This is a genomic window from Pseudonocardia sp. NPDC046786, from assembly GCF_040645415.1.
GTDB classification, from domain to species: Bacteria; Actinomycetota; Actinomycetes; order Mycobacteriales; family Pseudonocardiaceae; genus Pseudonocardia; species Pseudonocardia kongjuensis.
Window position 1 is genome coordinate 124,567 of record NZ_JBEYYF010000011.1, and the last position, 16,644, is coordinate 141,210.

General features: G+C 75.9%; 15 protein-coding genes. 1 reads left to right on the plus strand and 14 read right to left on the minus strand.

Annotated features, from left to right (window positions below; all coding sequences use genetic code 11):
- Positions 1-10 precede the first annotated feature (10 nt).
- From ABZ881_RS16000 to ABZ881_RS16045, 10 genes are all read right to left on the minus strand, one after another.
- The gene (locus ABZ881_RS16000; protein ID WP_358485236.1) at positions 11-793 is read right to left on the minus strand and encodes an ABC transporter ATP-binding protein; all 783 of its coding nucleotides are present in this window, start codon (positions 791-793) and stop codon (positions 11-13) included.
- Entirely contained in the window at positions 790-1,839 is a 1,050-nt protein-coding gene (locus ABZ881_RS16005; RefSeq protein ID WP_358485238.1) for an iron chelate uptake ABC transporter family permease subunit, read from the minus strand. Before ABZ881_RS16005 ends, ABZ881_RS16000 begins: the two co-directional genes overlap by 4 nt.
- A 14-nt stretch (positions 1,840-1,853) precedes the next feature.
- A complete protein-coding gene (locus ABZ881_RS16010) occupies positions 1,854-2,891 on the minus strand; it encodes an iron ABC transporter permease (protein WP_358485241.1) in 1,038 nt (345 codons plus the stop codon).
- Positions 2,888-3,928, minus strand: a complete 1,041-nt coding sequence (locus ABZ881_RS16015; RefSeq protein WP_358485242.1) for an ABC transporter substrate-binding protein — start codon at positions 3,926-3,928, stop codon at positions 2,888-2,890. Before ABZ881_RS16015 ends, ABZ881_RS16010 begins: the two co-directional genes overlap by 4 nt.
- 111 nt (positions 3,929-4,039) lie before the next feature.
- On the minus strand, positions 4,040-4,273 hold the full coding sequence (locus ABZ881_RS16020) for a phosphopantetheine-binding protein (protein WP_344021001.1): 234 nt from the start codon (positions 4,271-4,273) through the stop codon (positions 4,040-4,042).
- 4 nt (positions 4,274-4,277) lie between these two features.
- Entirely contained in the window at positions 4,278-5,963 is a 1,686-nt protein-coding gene (locus ABZ881_RS16025) for an AMP-binding protein (protein WP_358485243.1), read from the minus strand.
- Positions 5,964-6,064: 101 nt separating this feature from the next.
- Positions 6,065-6,847 (minus strand): SDR family NAD(P)-dependent oxidoreductase, encoded by a 783-nt coding sequence (locus ABZ881_RS16030; protein WP_358485246.1) that lies wholly within the window; start codon positions 6,845-6,847, stop codon positions 6,065-6,067.
- A 66-nt stretch (positions 6,848-6,913) separates the two neighbouring features.
- Positions 6,914-7,780 carry a siderophore-interacting protein gene (locus tag ABZ881_RS16035; protein WP_358485248.1) on the minus strand — a complete coding sequence of 289 codons (867 nt, stop codon included), beginning with the start codon at positions 7,778-7,780 and terminating at the stop codon, positions 6,914-6,916.
- A complete protein-coding gene (locus tag ABZ881_RS16040) occupies positions 7,777-9,555 on the minus strand; it encodes an ABC transporter ATP-binding protein (protein ID WP_358485250.1) in 1,779 nt (592 codons plus the stop codon). The genes ABZ881_RS16035 and ABZ881_RS16040 overlap by 4 nt, the downstream gene beginning before the upstream one ends.
- On the minus strand, positions 9,552-11,372 hold the full coding sequence (locus tag ABZ881_RS16045; protein WP_358485252.1) for an ABC transporter ATP-binding protein: 1,821 nt from the start codon (positions 11,370-11,372) through the stop codon (positions 9,552-9,554). Before ABZ881_RS16045 ends, ABZ881_RS16040 begins: the two co-directional genes overlap by 4 nt.
- A gap of 91 nt (positions 11,373-11,463) precedes the next feature.
- Here ABZ881_RS16045 and ABZ881_RS16050 point away from each other — a divergent pair, with 91 nt between their 5' ends.
- On the plus strand, positions 11,464-12,138 hold the full coding sequence (locus tag ABZ881_RS16050) for a TetR/AcrR family transcriptional regulator (protein ID WP_358485255.1): 675 nt from the start codon (positions 11,464-11,466) through the stop codon (positions 12,136-12,138).
- A 9-nt stretch (positions 12,139-12,147) separates the two neighbouring features.
- Here ABZ881_RS16050 and ABZ881_RS16055 read toward each other — a convergent pair whose 3' ends face one another.
- From ABZ881_RS16055 to ABZ881_RS16070, 4 genes are all read right to left on the minus strand, one after another.
- A complete protein-coding gene (locus tag ABZ881_RS16055) occupies positions 12,148-13,128 on the minus strand; it encodes a hypothetical protein (RefSeq protein WP_358485256.1) in 981 nt (326 codons plus the stop codon).
- A gap of 199 nt (positions 13,129-13,327) precedes the next feature.
- Positions 13,328-14,146 carry an ABC transporter permease gene (locus ABZ881_RS16060; protein ID WP_358485258.1) on the minus strand — a complete coding sequence of 273 codons (819 nt, stop codon included), beginning with the start codon at positions 14,144-14,146 and terminating at the stop codon, positions 13,328-13,330.
- The gene (locus tag ABZ881_RS16065) at positions 14,143-15,096 is read right to left on the minus strand and encodes an ABC transporter permease (protein ID WP_358485260.1); all 954 of its coding nucleotides are present in this window, start codon (positions 15,094-15,096) and stop codon (positions 14,143-14,145) included. Before ABZ881_RS16065 ends, ABZ881_RS16060 begins: the two co-directional genes overlap by 4 nt.
- Positions 15,093-16,622, minus strand: coding sequence for an ABC transporter substrate-binding protein (locus tag ABZ881_RS16070; protein ID WP_358485261.1), 1,530 nt, complete (start codon positions 16,620-16,622; stop codon positions 15,093-15,095). The genes ABZ881_RS16065 and ABZ881_RS16070 overlap by 4 nt, the downstream gene beginning before the upstream one ends.
- Between the last annotated feature and the right edge of the window lie 22 nt (positions 16,623-16,644).

Consider the following 16,644-nt stretch of genomic DNA (forward strand, 5'->3'; position numbering starts at 1 on the left):
GTGAGTCACATCACCCGCGCGGCCGGGGCAGCACCAGCGGCGTGCCGGTCAGCGGATCGGTCGTCACCAGCGCGTCCACCCCGAACACCGAGGACACCAGCTCCTCGGTGACGATCTCACCCGGCTCTCCCTCTGCGACGATCCGGCCGCCGGACATCGCGATCAGGTGGTGCGCATAGCGCGCGGCCAGCTCCAGGTCGTGCAGCACCATCACCACCGTCCGGCCCTGCTCGACATTCACCGTGCGCAGCAGCTCCAGCACGTCGAGCTGGTGCGCCAGGTCGAGGAACGTGGTCGGCTCGTCGAGCAGCATCGTCTCCGGCCCCTGTGCCAGCACCAGCGCGATCCAGGCCCGCTGGCGCTGCCCGCCGGACAGCTCGGCCACCGGCCGGTCCGCCAGATCGGCCAGCCCGGTCGCGGCCAGCGCGGCACCGACGGCCTCCTCGTCCTCCTCGGACCACTGCCGGAACCAGCGCTGGTGCGGGTGCCGCCCGCGCCCGACGAGATCGGCGACGGTGATCCCGTCCGGCGCGGTCGGCTGCTGCGGCAGCACCCCGACCCGGCGGGCGAGCTCGGTCGCGGGCAGCCGGGACAGCTCGGTGCCGTCCAGCAGCACCCGGCCCGCCTGCGGACGCATCAGGCCGGCGAGGCCGCGCAGCAGGGTGGACTTGCCGCAGGCGTTCGGGCCGACGATCACGGTGATCCGGCCGTCCGGGATCTGCACCGACTGCCCGTCGACGACCGGTTGCCCGGCCGCGTAGCCCAGGCTCAGGTGGTGGCAGGCCAGGGTCATCCGCTCGCTCCGATCCGGTTGCCGCGCACCAGCAGCGCGATGAGTACCGGCGCCCCGACGAGCGCGGTGAGCACGCCGACCGGGAGCTCGCGCGGCGCGAACGCGGTGCGCGCCACCAGGTCGGCGGCCACCACCACGAGCGCGCCGGTCCCGGCGCAGGCGAGCAGGCCGGGGCTGCGTTCGCGCAGCACCCGGCGGACGATCTGCGGCGCCACCAGCGCCACGAACCCGACCGGCCCGGCGGACGCGGTGGCCAGCGCGGACAACCCGACCGCACCGGCCAGCAGTCCGGCCCGGGCCCGGCCGACCCGCGGGGACAGCGCGCGGGCCAGGTCGTCGCCGAGCTCGAGCACGGCCAGCCTGCGGGTCAGCGCCAGCATCGGCGGCAGCAGCAGGCACAGTCCCGCGGCGACCGGCACGACGTCGGGCCATGACCGGCCGGCCAGGCTGCCGACCAGCCAGACCGCGGCCTGGTAGGCGGCGTTGACGTCGGCCCGGCTGAGCAGGAAGGTCGCCGCCGCGCTGAGGACCGCGGCCACCCCGATCCCGACCAGCACCAGCCGGTAGCCGGAGAAGCCGCCCCGGTAGGCGATCGTGTACACCGCGACGGCCGCCACCGCGGCCCCCGCGAGCGCGCCGCCGGTCACCCAGGCCGCGGTCGCCCCGAAGCCGATGATCATCAGGACCGCCCCGGCAGAGGCGCCCGCGTTGATCCCGATCACGTCCGGGCTGACCAGCGGGTTCTGCGCGAGGCGTTGCAGTACCCCGCCCGCGACGCCGAACGCCGCGCCGACCAGCACCCCGGCCAGCGCGCGCGGGATGCGGTGGTTCACCACCACGTCGTAGGTGATCAGGGTGCCGTTGCCGGCGAGCGTGTCCAGCACGGTCGACAGCGGCATCGGGTACTGGCCCACCGTCGTCGCCCAGAGCGCGACCAGCACCGCACCCAGCCAGGTCAGCGTGCCGAGCACCAGCCCGCGCACCCCGAACCGGGCCGAGAACGGCCCGCGGCGCAGCACCACCGTCCCGCCACCCACACGGCTCACAGGGCGGTATCGAGTCACAGGGCGGCTACCTTCCGGGTCCGCACCAGGTACAGGAACACCGGGCCGCCCAGCAGCGCAGCCGTCACCCCGATCTGGATCTCCTCGGGAGCCAGCACCACCCGGCCGGCGACGTCGGCGAGCAGCACCACCGCGGCGCACAGCAGCGCGGACAGCGGGAGCACCCAGCGGTGCGCCGTCCCGACCAGCAGCCGGGCCGCGTGCGGCGCGACCAGCCCGACGAACGCGACCGGGCCGGCCACCGCGGTCGCCGTCCCGGCCAGCACCACGACGGCGACCAGGCCGGTCACCCGGGTCACGCCCGGCCGGGCACCCAGGCTGCGGGCGGTGTCGTCGCCGAGCGCGACCGCGTCGAGCCGGCGCACCAGGACCACCGCGAGCAGCACCCCGGCCACCGCGAACGGCACCGCCTGGCCGACCGTGACCAGATCGGCCCGGGCCAGCGACCCGATCACCCAGTACCGGTAGCGGGCGAACAGCTCCCGGTCGAGCAGGACGAACGCCGAGGTCATCGCCATGATCAGGGCGGAGACGGCGGCCCCGGCCAGCGCCAGCTTGACCGGCGTCGCACCGTCCCGGCCGGACCCGCCGATCGCGTACACCGCCGCGGCCGCCAGCGCGCCGCCGAGGAAGCCGAACCACACGTAGCCGCTCAGCGACCCGACGCCGGTCAGCGCGATGACGGCGATCATCGCGCCGGCCGCGCCGGCGTTCACGCCGAGCGTGCCCGGCCCGGCCAGCGGGTTGCGGGTGACGCCCTGCGCGACCGCGCCGGCCAGCCCGAGGCAGGTCCCGGTCAGCAGCCCGGCGATCGTGCGCGGCAGCCGGATGTGCCGGACGACGATGTCGGACTGCGTCCCGCTGAAGTGCAGCAGCCCGGCGTGCAGCTCGGCCCAGGCCAGCGGGCGGGCGCCCACCTTCAGCGAGGCGACGACCGCGGCCGCGACCAGCAGCACCGCCGCCGGGAGCGCCCACGGCGCGGCCGCGCGGACCCGGACCCCGGTGGGCGGCCGGACCGGGGCGGCGACGCTCACTCCGGGTGGACCAGGTCCGCGACCCGCTCGGCGGCGTAGGGGGCCCGCAGGCTGGCGGCCCGGTCCGCGAACAGGAACGCGTGCACCGCACCCTCCCGGACGGCGGTGCTGCCCGACAGCGCCGGATCGCCCAGGATCTGCGCGACGTCGGCCTCCCCGTCGGCGTCGACGGTGGCCGGATCGCAGCAGGTGGAGGTGAGGATGACGTCCGGGTCCCTGGCGATCAGCTCCTCCTTGGACACCGCCACGTGCCGGCGCTCGGTCAGGTCGGCGAACACGTTCTCGGCGCCGGCCATCTCCAGCACCCGGGTGCCGAAGTCGATGCCCGAGGCCACCCGGTAGCTGCCGTCGTCGTCGTTGAGCAGGATCGCGACCCGCGGCTGCGGCCTGCCCTCGACCCGCTCCTGCACCGCGGCCACCCGCGCCTGCAGGTCGGCGACCAGCTCGCCGGCCCGCTCCTCGGCCCCCAGCAGCCTGCCCAGCGAGCGCAGGTCGTCGTAGATGGTGTCCATCGACACCTGCGCCGGATCGATGGCCTCGTCGGAGGCGCCGTCCTCGGTCGGGCACAGCGGGGCGTTGATCCAGGTCCGGACGCCCAGCTCGGCCAGGTCCGCCCGGGTGCTGACGGTCTCGTTGCCGGTCGCGGCGAACGAGTTGTTGTACCCGGACAGCACGAAGTCGGGTGCGGTGGCGAGCAGCGCCTCCCGGGTGGGGAGATCGGGGACGTAGGGGACCGCCTCCTGCGCCTGGGTGAACTCGGCCAGCACCGGCGCGTCCAGGTAGGCGGTGCCGACCAGCCGGTCGCTCACGCCGAGCGCGTGCAGCGTCTCGATCGCCGGCTGGTAGAAGGCGTAGATCCGCTGCGGCGGCTCCGGGACGGTCACCTCGATCCCGCAGTTGACCTCGGTCACCGGCTCGCCACCGCCCGCGGCGGGCGCATCGGGCGCCGGCGGGCCGCCGCAGGCGGTGAGGACCAGCGCGGCGGCGGCCGCGACGGCGACCGGCAGGATCCGGCGGGGAACGGACCGGGGGGACATCGCGGCTCCACAGCGTCGACGGGACTCGCAAGACACCTGACAAGTTGTTCATATGTCATGGATGTCGTGAGATCCATCGTGCGGCCGGATTTTGTCCGGAACGTCACCCGGTCATCGGGCGGCGCGCAGCAGCTCCGTCCAGCGGCGCAGCACCGGCTCGTCGGCGAGATCGGGGAAGTTCAGGTCCGGACTGCCCTCGGCGCGCCAGCGCTCGACCAGCGACATGATCCGCACCGAGTCCAGGCCCAGGTCGAGCAGGTCGTCGTCGGGGCCGATGGTCGCCGGATCGCAGCCGAGCAGCTCGGCGACGTCGGCCCGGATCCGTTCCTCGAGCGGCAGGGTCATCGGTTCACTCCTCGTCGTCGGGGCCGGTACCGGCCGCCGTGCGGTCCTGCAGCGCCGCGCGCAGCTCGCGCCTGCTGGTCTTGCCGACCCCGGTGACCGGGAACGCGGGGACGATCTCGACCAGGTCGGGGACCTTGAACGCGGCCACCCCGCGCTCGCGGACGAAACGCCGCAGCACGGCTCCGGTCGGAGCACCGCCGGGGCGGGGCACCACCCACGCCTGGGTGCGCTCGCCGAGGTACTCGTCGGGGACACCGACGACGGCGGCGTCCAGCACGTCCGGGTGCGCCATCAGGTGGTCCTCCACCTCGGCCGGGGCGACCTTCTCGCCGCCCCGGTTGATCTGTTCCTTCACCCGGCCGACGACCTCGATGTGCCCGGTCGGGCGGCGCCGCACCAGGTCGCCGGTGCGGTAGAAGCCGTCCGCGGTGAACGCCGTCGCGTTGTGCCCGGCGGCCCGGTAGTAGCCGCGGATCGTGTACGGCCCGCGGGTCAGCAGCGCCCCGGCCCGGCCGGGCTCCACCAGCGCGTCGGACGGTGCGGCCGGGTCGTCGGGATCGACGACCCGGATCTCGTCGTCCGGCGAGATCGGGCGGCCCTGGGTGGTCAGGACGAGCTCGTCCGGGTCGTCGAGGCGGGTGTAGTTGACCAGGCCCTCGGCCATCCCGAAGACCTGCTGCAGCCGGCAGCCCAGCGCCGGGCCGATCCGGGCGGCCAGCTCGGGGCCGCACTTGGCGCCACCGACCAGCACCACCTCCAGGCTGGACAGGTCGCGGGTGGTGCGCCCGGCGGCGTCGATCCAGGCGGCGGCCAGCGGCGGGACCAGACCGGTGATCGTCACCCGCTCCTGCTCGACCAGCTCGAACGCGGTGGCCGGGTCCGGCGCCGGGGCCAGCACCGAGGCCGCTCCGGCGTGCAGGGCACCGAGCACGCCCGGCGAGCTGAGCGGGAAGTTGTGCGCCACCGGCAGCGCGGCGAAGTACACGCTGTCCGGGCGCAGGCCGCAGATCCGGGCGCTCTCCCGGACGCTGTAGAGGTAGTCGTCGTGGGTGCGCGGGATCAGCTTGGGCAGTCCGGTGGACCCGCCGGAGAGCTGCAGGAACGCCACCTCGCCCGGGTCGCGGGCGGGCAGCTCGCGGGCGGGGGCGGCGGCCAGCTCGGCCAGCCCGGCCGTGCCCGCGGTGGTGCCACCCGATCCGGTGTCCAGGACGACCACCTCCCGGACCGACCCGACCGCGTCGGCGGTGGCCCTGGCGAGCGCGCCGTGGTCGAAGCGGGCGTGCGCGTCGACGGTGATCACGGCGGTCGCCGCGGACCACTCGGCGACGTGGCGCAGCTCGGTGCCGCGGTGCGCGGGCAGCGCGAACACCGGCCGGGCGCCGAGCCGGAACAGCGCGAACACCACAGGCAGGAACTCCGGCACGTTCGGCAGCTGGAGCACCACGTTGTCGCCCGGCCGGACGCCGAGGTCGTGCAGCCCGGCCGCGAGCCGGTGTGCCCGGTCGTCCAGTTCGGCGACGGTCCACCGCTGCGCCACCGGGCCGGTGCGGCCGACGACCGCGGTGCGCTCCGGGTGCGCCGCGGCGAGCCCGGCCAACCAGGCCCCGAACGTCTCGCCGCGCCAGTGGCCGAGCGCGCGGTAGCGGTCGGCGACCTCCGGCGGCCACGGCACGTGCTCGGGATCGGTCAACGCATGTCCTTCCGGGTGGCGGTCCGGTACAGGCCGGGGTGTCGCAGGCCGAGGTACCGCAGGCCGGGGTGTCACAGGCCGAGGTACCGCAGGCCGGGGTGTCACAGGCCGAGGCTCGCGCCGCCGTCGACGGTCAGGGTCTGCATGGTGATGTGCCGCGCGGTGTCCCCGGCCAGGAACAGCACGGCGGCGGCGACGTCGGAGGGTTCGGCGATCCGGCCGAGCGGGATGCCGAGCCGGTAGCGCTCCGGCGCCCCGGCGACGACGGCGGCCGCCCCGGCGTCGTCGTCCGGGTCCGGCCACAGCGCCCGCTGCATGGCGGTGTCGGTCGCCCCCGGGCAGACCGCGTTGCACCGCACGTGCGGGGCCAGTTCCAGGCCGAGCGTGCGGGTCAGCGACACCGACGCGGCCTTGGACGCCGCGTAGGCCGCCATCCCGGCCCGCGGGGTGCGGGAGGCGTCCGAGGCGACCGTGACGATCGCGCCGGCACCGCGCCGGTACATCCGCCGGCCGGCGGCCCGGCCGGCGTTCCAGACGCCGGTGGTGTTGACGGCCAGGCAGGCCGCGAGATCGGCGTCGTCGGCGTCCAGCACGGCGCCGGTGCGCAGCACCCCGGCCGCGCAGACCAGCAGGCCGAGCGGGCCGAGGTCCTGCTCGGCGACGTCGACCGCGTCGGCGACCGCGGCGGCGTCGGTGACGTCGGCGACCAGCGGCAGCACCCGCGCACCGTCACCGGCCAGCGCCCCGGCGGTGCCGACGACGGCGGCGTCCCGGTCCAGCAGGGCGACCGGGCGGCCCTGCGCCACCAGCGCGGACGCGATCTCCGCGCCGATGCCGCGGGCGGCACCGGTGACCAGTGCGACGGGCGGTTCGGGTGTCACCACGCGACGAATCTATGAAGTGAGGCTTCCCTCAACAAGGGGTCGCCTCACCTGGTGGGATGACCCCGCTCACGGGGCGCCCTGGTCCGCCAGCTGCTCGGTGGCGTCGGCCAGGTCCTGCTCGGTGGGCGCGTCGTCCTGGGTCAGGTCGGCCCGCCAGTAGCCGGTGAAGGCGACCGCGCGCTTGTCCAGGCCGCGCTCGCCGACCAGGTGCCTGCGCACCGCCCGGACCGCCGACGCCTCCCCGGCCACCCAGCCGAACACCTCGTCGGCGCGGTCCGGCAGCGACACCGCCCGCACCGCGTCGAGCAGCGACGCCGGCCGGTGCACCCAGTGCACGGCGAGCTCCGCCCGCGAGGTGAGCCGCTGCTCCTCGGCCGGGCCGGCCACCTCGACCACCGCGACCGCGCGGACGCCGGCCGGCAGCGACTCCAGGATCGCCCCGATCGCCGGGAGTGCGGTCTCGTCCCCGGCCAGCAGCCGGACCGGCTGCCCGGACGGCGTCCGGTACCCGGCGACGGCCGGGCCGAGCACGCCGACCGCGTCGCCGATCGCGGCGGCGGCCGCCCACCGGCTCGCCGGACCGGCCGGGCCGGAGCCGCCGGTCGTCCCGTGCAGCACGAAGTCGATCACCATCCGGCCGGCGTCGGGATCCAGCGAGCGCACCGTGTACGACCGCATCCACGGCCTGCGCTCCTCGGGTACGGCCAGGTAGCGGGCGTACCACCCGGCGACGCCGCTGCCGTCCTCCGGCGCGGCCGGGATCTCCGGGATCCCGCCGTCCCGGGCGAGGAACAGCTTCACCTGCTGGTCGGGGGCGACCGACGCGGCGCCGCGCCAGTCGTCGGACTCCAGGGTGATCCGGCGCATCAGCGGGGTCAGCGGCTCGATCCCGGCCACCCGGCCGAGGACGTACGGGGGCAGTGGCTGGGTCACGGGCTCTCCTCGACTGTGGCTGTGGCAGCAGGGGTGGGGGTGCGGGCCGGCACGAGCCGCCAGCCGCGGGCACGGCGGCGGGACTCCTGGAAGGCGGCGTAGCGGCCGCCGAGTGCCACCAGCTCGGTGTGCGTGCCCTGTTCGACGATCCGGCCGTCGTCGAGCACGACGATCCGGTCCGCACCGACCACGGTGGGCAGCCGGTGCGCGATCACCAGCACCGTGGAGCGGCGGGCGAGCGCCCGCATCGACCCGGTGAAGAACCGCTCGTTCTCCGGGTCCAGCGCTGCGGTGGCCTCGTCGAGCAGCACGATGTCGGCGTCCTTGAGCAGCGCCCTGGCGATCGACACCCGCTGGCGCTCGCCGCCGGACAGCGAGGTGCCGCCCTCGCCGACCCGGGTCGCCCAGCCGTCGGGCAGCCGCCGCACGATCTCGGTTACGCCGGCCAGCCGGGCCGCCTCGGCGAGCTCGCCGGGCGTCGCGTCCGGCCTGCCGAGCCGGACGTTGTCCTCCAGCGTGCCGTCGAACAGGTAGACGTCCTGGAAGACCAGCGCCAGCTGGGCCATCAGGTCCTCGGTGGTCTGGTCGCGGACGTCGGCCCCGCCGACCCGGACGGTCCCGGCGTCGACGTCGGCGAACCGGGCGATCAGACGGGTCACCGTGGTCTTGCCGGATCCGGAGGCGCCGACCAGCGCGACCGTGCTGCGCGGCGGGATCCGCAGCGACACCTCGCGCAGCACCGGCGTCCCCGGCTGGTAGCCGAAGCTCACCCGGTCCAGCTCGACGGCGCCGGGTTCCGGGCGGGCGGCCGAGGCGGCCGGCTCGGGCAGCGGCTCCTCGGAGAGCACCGCGACCAGCCGGCGCAGGTCGTTGCGGGCGATCCGGACGACGCCCGCATAGTCGCCGACCTCGGCCAGCGGGCCGGTGAACCGGGCCGCGAGCGCGACCAGCGCGATCATCCGGACCGGATCGAGAGTGCCGCCGAGCGCGAGGAAGGCGCCGGTCAGGATGAGCACGCTGAACGCGACCTGCACCGCGAACCCGCCCGCGACGATGCCGGCGGTGGCCAGCCAGATCGAGCGGCGCCCGGCGCGGCGCTGGTCCTCGATCGCGTCCTCCAGCGGGGCGTAACCGCCGGCGCCGCGGCCGAAGGCGCGCAGCACCCGCTGGGCGCGGGCGAACTCCACGACCCGGTTCCCGGCGGCCACCGCGGCGGCGTCGTCGAGCTCGTCGCCGCGGCCCACCCAGCGGGCCGCGAACCTGAACGCCAGCCACAGCAGCGGCGCGCAGACCGCGGCGGCGACCGCGAGCCGCCAGTCGAACAGCAGCATCGCGAGCGCGATCGTGGCCGGCGTGGCGACCGCGACGACCAGCGGCGTCAGCAGGTGCGCGAACAGTCCGGCCACCATCATCGTGCCGCCGGTGACCAGCCGGGACAGCCGGCCGACCCGCTCGGCGGAGAACCAGCCCAGCGGCAGCGACGAGACGTGGTCGCCGAGCCGCTCGTGCATCGTGGTCAGCACCACCAGCGCCACGCCGAAGCCGCGCATGGCCTGCACGTGGTAGGCCACGCAGGCCAGCACGACGGCGAGCAGCAGCACGCCGGTCCAGGTCCAGGCCGCCGCGATGTCGCCGACCAGCAGTGCCTCCAGGAACGGGACGAGCAGCACCGTGGCGAGGCCCTGCAGCACGCCGAAGCCGGTCACCCAGGCCAGGTAGCCGAACATCCGGCGGCGGTGCTGCGGGCCGAGGATCAGCAGCAGGTCGGAGATCATCGGGCGTCGTCCTCCCCGGACCGGTGCGCGGCCCACATGGCGGCGTAGCGGCCGCCGGCGGCGAGCAGCTCGTCGTGCGTCCCGGACTCGACGATCCGGCCGTCGTCGACGACGGCGATCCGGTCGGCGCCGGTGATCGTCGAGAGCCGGTGCGCGACGACGAGCACGGTGCGGCCGGCGGCCAGCCCGGACAGCGCGTCCTGGATCTCGGCCTCGGACTCCGGGTCGGCGAACGCGGTCGCCTCGTCGAGCACCAGCACCGGGGTGTCGGCGAGCAGCGCGCGGGCGATCGACACCCGCTGCGCCTCGCCACCGGAGAGCAGCGCGTCCTCCCCGACGACGGAGTCGTAGCCGCGGGGCAGCGCGAGGATCCGGTCGTGGATCCGGGCGGCCCGGCAGGCGTCGTGCAGCTCGTCGTCGGTGGCGTCCGGGCGGCCGAGCCGGACGTTGCCGGCGATCGTGCCGTGCAGCAGCTGGACGTCCTGCAGCACGAACCCGACGTGCCGGTACAGCACCGCCGGATCGATCTCCCGCACGTCGACGCCGCCGATCCGCAGCGCGCCGCCGGTCACGTCGTGGAACCGGGCGACCAGGGTGGCCACCGTGGTCTTGCCGGCGCCGGACGGGCCGACCAGCGCGGTGACGGTCCCCTCCGGGCAGTCCAGGTCGATCCCGCGCAGCACCTCGGCGCCGTCGCCACCGCTGTAGGAGAACCGGACGCCGGCCAGCTCGATCCGGTGCCCGGCGGGTTCGCGCGGCTCGCCCGGCTCCGGCAGCACCGGGGTCGCCAGCAGCTCGTGCAGCCGCAGCGCCGCCGCGGCAGCGGTGCGCCGGTTGGACGCGCCGAAGCCGAGCGCGGTGATCGTGGTCGGGACGACCAGCGAGACCAGGATGCCGGTCATCGCCTCGACCGGGGTGATCCAGCCGGCGCCGACGAACCAGGCCGTCCCGGCGCAGGCGACGAGCAGCACCACCGGCGCCGAGATCGCCATCGTCGCGATCACCTCGATCCGCAGCATCGGGCGGACCCACTCGGAGTAGAACCGGCCGAAGTCGCGGGCGGCCTCGGCGTAGCCGCGGTGCGCCCGGCGGGCCTGGCCGAACGTCTTGACCACGGCGATGCCGGACACGAACTCGACGACGGCCGAGCTGATCCGCTCGTTGCCGGCGTTCATCTGCTCGACCTTCTCGGTGTAGCCGCGCATCATCCAGGCGTAGGCGGCGGCGTACCAGGGCAGCGTCACCAGCGCGAGCAGCGCCAGCCGCCAGTCCAGCCAGGCGAGGTAGCCGATCCCGGCGATCGGCAGCACCCAGGCGCCGACCCACTCGACCGGATGGTGCGCGACGACCTGGTGCAGGTCGTGCACGTCGTCCTGGGCGGCCTTGCGGACCGTCCCCGAGGAACGCTCGGAGAACCAGCCCAGCGGCACCCGGCCCAGGTGCGCGACCATCCGGCGGCGCAGCAGCGCCTGCAGCCGGACGTCGGCGAAGTGGGTCAGCGCCAGCGCCAGGCCGGTGATCACGCCGCGGGCGCCGAGCCCGCCGACGATCAGCCACACCGCGCCGAGCACCGCGCCGTCGTCCGGTGGGCCGGGTTCCAGGAACGCCGCGGCCAGCCCGGCGAGCGCGACGAACGGCACCAGCGCGGCCGCCGAGCCGATCGCGGCCAGCACCTGCGCGACCCGGATGGTGCCCCGGACCGGCCGGAGCAGGTCGGCCAGCGCGGCGGACTCGGCGCGGGCGCGGGCCCGCGGGTCCGGTGCGGGCTCGACCGCCGGGCCGGCCGGGACCTGCTGCTCGTCGATGGTCGTGGTCACGACGTCTCCCGGGTCGGACAGAGGTTTGATTAGGCGAACCTTAGCTATCCGTGAATAGCGTTCGCAATCCCTTCCGGCGTACGGTTCCGGGGTGTCGATCAGGCCGGGCCCACGCGCCGGGAACCGGCCGGGCCCCAAGCCGCGGCTGACCCGGGAGGAGATCGTCGAGGCGGCCGTCGAGGTCGGCGTGGACCGGCTGTCGGTGGTCGCCGTCGCGGAGCGGCTCGGCGTCGCACCGGGCACCCTGTACCGCTACGTGGACGGGCTGGAGGAGATCGCCGCCGCCGCGCTGGAGCTGGTGTTCGCCCGCACCCCGCTGCCGCCGGCGGACCGGGGCTGGCGGGCCTTCCTGGAGGACGAGGCTGCGCTCGCCTTCGACCTGCTGATGCGCTACTCGGGCCTGATCCGGGACTTCGACGCCGATCTCGGCACCGTCTCCGGCAGGCGGATGCGGCGGATCGTCGCGGTGCTGCGCGAGGCGGGCTTCGATCCCGGTGCCGCGGTCCGGGTCGCCGACGCGGCCCTGGACATCGTCGCCGACGGCACGGTCCAGGCCCGGTTCGTCCGCGGCCCGCAGGGCGGGCCCGGGGACATCTCCGAGCCGGCCGCCGCCTACCTGGACTCGCTCGACGAACCGGTCCGCTCCGAGGTGCTGGCGATCATGCTCGATCCCCGGGCGCACGTGCTGGACAAGGTCGCACTGGTGCTCGACGGCGTGGAGCACCGGCGCGGCACCGGCCGGGACGGCTACCGCGGGATCCGCTGAGCAGCCGGGTCACCCGGCGTTGCGGTCGCCGTCCGGATCGAGCAGGTCCGGCTCCGGGGCGGCCCGGCCGCGCCAGGCGGCGAGCACGTCCGGATCGGCGCCGGTGTGCGCGAGCACCCGCAGCGCGACGGCCTGCGCCGCCCGCCCCGGCGGATCGCCCGGGCGGGCACCGGGCCGCTCCCCGGCCTGCACCGCGCGGGTCACCTCGGCGGTGATCTCCCGCTGGGCCGGGTCACCGAACCGGTCGAGCAGCCGGTCGAACGCGGCCAGCCGCGCCGGGTCGAACGGCCGGCGGCCACCGGTCAGGTCGGTCAGCGGATGGGCCGGGTAGAGGTGCCCGCACGGCAGGTGCCCGGCCGGCACCGGGGCGGTCGCGGCGTGCGTGCGCCCGGACCGCAGCACGTCCGGGAGCAGGTGGGTGTGCGGGCCGTCCGGCGAGCGGCCGTCCGGCGGCGGGATCGCCGCGTACACCTCGATCCGGCCGACCGCGGTCCGGAACACCCGGTGCGGACCGGCGGCGACCAGCGCGGCGGTGAGGCGGGCGTCCAGCGGGCCGCCGTGCGCGCCGCGCAGCAGGGCCAGCAGGTCCGGATCGGCAGTGCGCACGCAGGCGTCCACCGTCGGCGTGCCGAGCCCCAGGTCGACCAGCACCGCGTCCCGGTCGGCGGCGCGCAGCGCCCCGGTGTCCGGACCGAGGACGGTCACCGCCGTCCGGCCGGCCCGGCGGGCGTCGCCGGCGGGCAGACACAGCGCGACGGCGTGGTTCCAGTGCCCGCCCGGACCGACCGGGGTGCGGTGGGCGACCGGCCGGGTGCCGGACGGCGGATCCACCCGGATGCCGCCGCGCCCGGTCACGACCGTCCCGGGACCGCTGGTGACCGGCTCGTCCGGGAGCCGGGCGAACTCCGCGATCGCGCCGGGCGCTCCCATGCTCCAGCCCGCGGCCGGGTCGTCGAGGTATCCGGTCAGCAGCTCCCGAACGGCGTCCATCCCCGCACCCTGCCCTGCACCGGCGGCGGTCGACACCCCGCACCGGCGTGTTGCATATTGTGTGCAACAACTCGGGGGAGTGCGCATGGCGCAGGGACCGCACGACGGGACCGAGTGCACCGGCTGTGACTGGGACCGACGACCGGAGGCGTTCCGCTGGTACCCCGAGCCCGGCACCGGGCCGGCGCCCCCCGGGGGGTCACCGGGCCCCGATCCGGTCCCAGCGCCGTCCCCACCACAGGGCGGTCCCCGCGGTCAGCACCACGGCCCCCGAGGGAACGAGCACCACCTGCGGCGCGGTGAAGAGGTACTCGCGCCCCTCCGCCACCATCGCCCCCCACTCCGCCGTCGGCGGCTGGACACCCAGCCCGAGGAACGACAGCCCGGAGACGGTCAGCAGGGTGCTCGCGAACCGGACGCAGGCGTGCGCGGCGAGAGGTGGCGCGAGGTTGCGGGCGACGTGCCCGGCCAGCACCCGCACCGGACCCGCGCCGAGCGCCCGGGCGGCCGTCACGTACTCGCGTCCGATCTCGGCGAGCGTGAGCAGGTGCGCCTGCCGGGCGAACGGCGTCCAGGCGATCGCGGTCACCGCGACCAGCAGCGAGCCGGTCCCCGGGCCGAGCGCGACCGCGGCCAGCAGCCCGAACAGCACCACCGGGATCGCCGCCAGCACGTCGACCAGGCGGATCACCAGCCGTCCGAACCGGCCGGTCACCGCGGCGAGCATCCCGACCGCCACCCCGGCGACACCGGTCAGCAGCACCGCGAACAGGCTCAGCCCGATCGTCAACCGGCCGCCGTGCACCAGCCGGGACAGCAGGTCCCGGCCCAGCTGGTCGGTCCCCAGCGGGTGGGCGGCGGACGGCCCGGCGAGCAGGCCCGCGAAGTCGGCCCGGTCCGGATCGGGCAGCAGTAGCGGCCCGGCGAGCAGCAGCACCACCAGCAGCAGCACCGGCAGCGCCGCCGGCCCGGTCACCGGTCCGATCACCGGCAGGGAGGGCCCCCGGCGCCGGGTCATCCGGCCCGCTCCGCCGTGCGCCGGACCGGGTCCAGCGCGGTGGCGACCGCCTCCACCAGCACCCCGGCCGTCACCGCCACCGCCACCACGACCAGCGTCCCGGCCTGGATCACCGGCAGGTCCTGGGCGGGGACCGCCCGGTGCAGCAGCCGGCCGAGGCCGGGGATGCCGAAGACCACCTCGACCACCACCGAGCCGCCGAGCAGACCGGCCACGAACATCCCGGCCAGCGCGGTCACCGACGTGGTGGCCAGCCGGGCCCCGTGCCGCCACAGCACGCGCTGCCCGGACAGTCCCTTCGACCGGGCCAGCAGCACGTGCGGGCGCTGCAGGATCCCGACCGTCTCGGCCCGGACCAGCTGCGCGGCGAGCGCCCCCGGGTAGGCGGCGAGGGTCAGCACCGGCAGCACCAGGTGCTCCGGACCGCCCCAGCCGATCGCCGGCAGCCACCCGGCCCACACCGCGAGGGCCAGCACCAGCCAGGGTGCGAGCACGAACTCCGGCACCGCGACCCCGGCGATCGTCCCGGCGCCCAGGAACCGGTCCCAGCGGCCGCCGGGACGGCGGGCCGCGTACACCCCGGCCGGGATCCCGACGGCCGCGGCCAGCGCGAGCGCGAGCACGGTGAGCAGGCCGGACACCGTCGCCGCGCTCCCGACCTGCTCGACGACCGGGGTGCGGGACACGTACCCGAGGCCGAGGTCGCCGCGCAGCACGCCACCGAGCCAGCGCAGGTACTGCTCGACGACCGGCCGGTCCAGGCCCAGCTCGGCGCGCACCCGCGCCTCGGTCGCCGGGTCCGGGACCGCCTCGGCGGTGCGGGCCCGCAGCACCGCGCGGGCCGGGTCCACGTCCACCCAGCGGGGAAGTGCGAACACCAGCACCGACGCGGCCAGCAGCACCGGCGGGACGACCAGCAACCGCCGCAGGAGAAGGAGTGGTCCGCTCACCCGGCCGGGATCAGCTGCGGCAGCACCGGCCGGACCTGCAGCGGATCCGGGGTGAACCCGGTCGCCCCGCGCAGCACCGCGGTGTTCAGCGGGTGCACCAGCATCACCCCGACCGCGTCCGCGGTGAGCATCCCGGCCGCCTCGGCGAACAGCTGCCGGCGCTGCGCCGGATCGACGGTGCCGTTCAGGCGCTCGACGAGCGCGTCGTAGGCGGGGCTGCAGTACTGGTCGATCGCGTAGCTGCCGGCGCAGGTGTAGTCCGAGGTGAGGGTGCTCGCCGCGTCCGGGAAGTCGGACAGGTAGCTGCGCGAGTTGAGGAACATGTCGTACTGCCCGGCGAGCACCTCGGGCTCCTGCGCCTCGTAGTTGCCGACGGTGACCTCGACCCGGATCCCGGCCTCGCCGAGCATCGCCTGCACCGCGTTCGCGAGGGTGGGCAGCTCCGGCCGGTTCGGGAAGGTCCACAGCTGCACGGTCAGCGGGTTCTCGGGGCCGTACCCGGCCTCGGCGAGCAGGGTCCGCGCCCGCTCGGCGTCGGCCCCGGCCGGCGGCTCGGTCGCCCCCCACGGGACGGCCGGCCCGAACAGGTCGGCGGCCGGTCGCGCGCTGCCCGCGAGCACCTGACCGGCCAGCACCGGCCGGTCGATCGCCTCGGTCACCGCCCGGCGCACCCGGACGTCGTCGAAGGGCGCGCGGGACTGGTTGAGCTGCAACGGCACCGTCCGCGCGCCCTCGTAGGCGACGACCTCGGCACCCGCCGAGCGGACCTGCTCCAGCTGCGCGGCGGGCAGCCCCTCGGCGAACTGGACGTCACCGGCCTGCACGGCGAGCGCCCTGGCCTGCGGGTCCTCGACGTAGCGGACGGTGATCCGGGCGGCACCGGCGGGCTCACCCCAGTAGTCGTCGTTGCGGAGCAGCTCCGCGGACTCCACACCGTTCACCGCGTCGAGCACCAGCGGTCCGGTTCCGGTGCGCAGGTAGTCGGGTGCGCCGCCGCCGGCGTACGCCGCCGGGGCGAGGATCGCGAGGTTGCCGCTGGACATCCGCAGCGGCATGACCGGGTCCGGCTCGGCGGTGCTGATCCGCACGGCGTCGGCGCCGTCGGCCTCGATCTCGAACCCGATGCCGCGGATCGACCGCGGGGGCGCCTCGACGCCCGCGACGTGGCGCAGCGCGGTGACCACGACCTCCGGGGTGAGCGGGGTGCCGTCGTGGAACGCGACGCCGGGGCGCAGGGTGAACCGCCACGTGTCGCCGTCCTGTTCCCAGCCGGTGGCGAGGCCGGGTGCGGCCGCGGCCTCGTCGTCCACCGTGGTCAGTGTCTCGGCGACGCCCAGGTAGCTGAGCAGCTTCCCGTCGTCGGCGTCGAAGGCGTAGTCGGAGCGGGGCGGGAACTGCAGCGCCACGGTCAGCGCACCGGCGGGATCGGGGGTCCCACCGCCCGATGGGGAGCCGCAGCCGGCCAGCAGCGCTGCGGCGGTGGTCAGGGCGGCCAGTACCCGCACGCCCGGGGTCGTCACGATCACCAGATGTGTCTACAGCTGCAGA